1 protein-coding gene is annotated in these 3997 nt (G+C 37.3%); it reads right to left on the bottom strand.

Translation table 11 applies throughout. From position 1 onward, the window contains the following. The coding region (locus AC0QT4_RS08550; RefSeq protein ID WP_473201256.1) for a type ISP restriction/modification enzyme at positions 1-3997 on the bottom strand (3997 nt) is incomplete at both ends.

Here is a 3997-nt window from a genome sequence, read left to right as displayed (position 1 = left end):
TTCATTACTTATTACCTGAACATCAGGCAAAGCATTACTCATCAAAACAGAAAAACCAGCCATTGCTCCTACGCCTGTAACTTGTATCACTCTATTTTCAACCGCTTGTCCCATCGGGAATATACGCGGGAGTTGGTAAGTTCTTTCGTTAAAAATGCGATTGTAGTATAGCCATTGTCGTGTAAAAGGACGATAAAGACTTTGAATAAGACACGTCTCTTCAAATTCAGAATATTTTCCTCTTAGTAATTCTTCTTTCAGACTACTACTCCAACTGATCTTTGTCGTATCAATGTTAACAAAACTATCTACAGCTTTTGTACGTACTTTCCGATTAGCATGTGGATGGGTCTTATTAAAACGTTCTACTTCGCTATTATAGAACGTAATCATATTACCCATATTATTTATTAAAATCTTACGGCTTGAGTTATATACCCACGCATTACGATTGCTCTTAAGACCACAAGAATAAGTCTCAAAAAGTTTTTTACCATGACCTTCCCTAATACCCATAGCTAAAAACGCTTTAAAACTGTCATCACGTTGATTTATCCAATCACCATGCTTGTCTGGTGTGATGATTTTCCAACTTGATTTATCCGCAATACCCTTAATACTACTAAGATACTCAAGAGCCGCAAGTTTACCTTTTGTTGTAAGATTATTACCAATATCATGATAGTAAATTTTACAATCTCCAGAAACATTGGAATTTTTGATAAATAATGTTACAGCAATACCAGTCATACTACCATTACCAAAAACATTTTCTCCTTCTTCAGCTCTACCACCACTTAACATGTTTTTACGAATATCTCCTCGTAAATTAAGCACATAAATACTGGTAAATTCTTTAGCTAAAGATTTTCGCAAGGTATTCATTGTTGATTTTTCTATATAACCAGAACCAGAAACAAAACCAATAACGCCATGGTCTTTTATACGGTCACTTGCCCAACGAATAGCTCGAATATAACTGTCATATAGTGCTCGTATATTCGTTACTTTTGATTGAGCAGCGTAAGTGTCACGAATACGGTTATCTAAGAGCGGGTAAGGAGTGTTTTTTGCATTGTCATTTTCATTCTTTTGCCCCATGGAATAAGGAGGATTGCCAAAGATCACTTCAATATTGAGTTTTTTCTGAAGTTCTAAATATTCACTGTTTTCTTTAAATAATTTTTGTAGCAGGTTTTTCTCTTCAAGCATCTGAAACGTATCGGTTAAACCAATATGTTTAAAGGGAATATACTCTCCTTTCATAAGACTATGATAGGTCGTTTCGATATTAATTGCTGCTATGTAATAGGCAAGCAAAACAATCTCATTGGCATGGATATCATGACGGAACTTATATTCCATATCTTCCGGTTTAATGAGATCAGATTGCAAAAGCCTTGTGATAAAGGTACCTGTTCCCGTAAAAGGGTCAAGGATAGAGATACCCCGTGAACCCAAGCTCTTGCCAAATTCCTTGCGTAAAACATCATCAACAGAGTGAATAATAAAATCCACAACCTCAACAGGGGTATAAACAATGCCAAGCCTATCTGTTGTCTTTTTAAACGCCTTGGCAAAAAAGCTTTCATAAAGCTTGATAATAAGGTTCTGTTTTGCATGAGGTTCGGTAATCCCTGCTGTACAGAACGTGATACTTTTGTAAAATTTATCAAGATCTTTCAACTCTTCCTCGATATTCGTTTTATCGAGTTCAATGAGTATTTTGTCCATTGCTTGCGAGATGGCATTGTTCTGTACGAATTCATTGCCCTCAAACAAAGCTTTAAATATAGGACGCGTGACAAGATGTTGCGCTAACATCTCAACGGCTTCCTCTTGTTTTATTTCACTGTTTACATTGTTTTGTAATTCCTTATGAAATGCATCAAAAGCAAGGTAAGCTTTGCTCTTGTTATCGGAAAGCGTATCTTGAAGATGGACGATATGGTTTTGCGCAATCTCAGCAACATTGTTCGCCCAAATGCCCCAATAATCCGTGATTTTAAAACTATCCAGAAAAATGGCTTTGACAAAATCAAAAAATTTAGAACGGTGGAATAAGTCTTTTTGCTCTTTATACCACGTTTGAGATTTGCTTTCTGCTGTTCCTATGGTACGTCCAGAACTTTCTGCTTTTGCTTGTATCGAGATCTCATCAACCGTTGTGGTGAGCTCCTGTAATTCATTGGCACGCTTAATCTCTATAATCTTAATCGTATGACTGCTATCTTGTCCTAAAGACATTTGATTAATCGTCCTAGCAAGCCTTTCATCATGGGAATGTAAAGCATGCAAAACTTGCCAAACAACACGATATCTCTTATTGTTTCGTAAAGCTTTTTTAGCTTCTAAGTGTGATGGAATGATAATCGGTAAAATGATATAACCTGTTTTCTTATTAGGAGCACGACGCATCACACGCCCCACCGCCTGTATGACATCCACTTGGCTATTACGGGGATGTAAGAACATGATCGCATCAAGAGCAGGGACATCAATCCCTTCTGAAAGACACCTTACATTGCTTAAAATCCGACAAACGTTTTTACCGGCATCTCCTTTAAGCCAATCCAGTTCTTCATTGCGTTTTTTGACACTTTGCTTTCCGTCAATATGTTTTACTTCACAGTTCAGAAAGGGAACTGTTTGAAGGAAGTCATTGATATGAGATTTGATAATTTTATTGAAGAGCTTTGTAATATATTGAGAGGTATTGATATCTTTGCAAAAAGCCAAAGCACTATGCATGGGCTCTGTATCATCATCATCAATAGCTGCTTCCTTATCTATTTTGGTCAGGGCTCTATAACAGCCAATAATTTTTGCAGCATCATCTAAATCAATTTCACGGTTTTCATTGGCAATAATATCCTGTATGGCTGGTGTAATATAGGTTTCATCAATGCCTAAGACCACAATTTTGTAAGGGGTTAAAAGTTCATTATCGACAGCTTCCGCAAAGCTATAATGATGCAGTTGTTTGCCATAAAGCGTTTCATCATCCATAGAAGCCAGCACGGCATTAATCTCATCCGCACGCCTTTTAGCAGTGTCACTAAAAATGCGCGGAGTTGCCGTCATGTACAGACGTTTTTTTCCCTGAACAATACTGTTATCATGAACCTTGACAAATTCAGATTCATTGTCGTCACTTCCTAAGGATGTCCCAGTTGTTCTATGAGCTTCATCACAGATGATCAGATCAAATTCGGGTAAACCATGATCTTTTTGTGCATCGGATATCACTTGGATGGAATGATAAGTTGAAAAGATGACCGTCATTGCATTTGCTAGGTTTTCACAAGCTTCTTTGGCAAGTTCTTGTGCATCCGTTGTTGCCGGTAGAACAAGATCTGATGTTTCCATACCAACAATATCATCTTGGTTTTTACGACGCTTGCCAACTTTTGTATCCGAACAAACAGCAAAGGAATGCAATGGAATTTGTGCATCCGCTGTCCATTCCCTTATGGTTTGTGAGACTAAAGCAAGAGAAGGCACTAAAAACAAAACACGCTTACCTTTTCCAGCTATTTGTTCTGCTATCTTAAGACTTGTAAAGGTTTTACCGGTTCCACAAGCCATAATCAGCTTGCCACGGTCTGCTTCTTTTAAACCATCACAGACTTTCTGAATTGCTTCTTCCTGATGAGGACGTGGTTCTTTTGTCGATTTAAGAACGACTTCTTCTTTTGTTGCAAAGATTTTCCAGTCTATACGACTGTTTTCCATATGACGAAGGTCAATGCGATAAACCGGTATCGCTTGTCCTTTAATCATTGCATTCACATTGTCACTTAAATTCACTTCAGTGCTATCAACCAGAAGACGATATTTAAAGATATCTTTCCCAGAGGCAGCAATAAAGCTATCAATATCCTTTTTACTGATCTGATGATCTGCTTCATAAAATTTACATTGAATAGCAACATAACCCTCTTGATTACGGAGTTTAGCAACCAAATCAATGCCGATATCATTTTTATTCCAATCT

It is taken from the genome of Bartonella sp. EBT8, from assembly GCF_055796165.1.
This window is presented reverse-complemented; position numbering and strand designations above follow the sequence as displayed.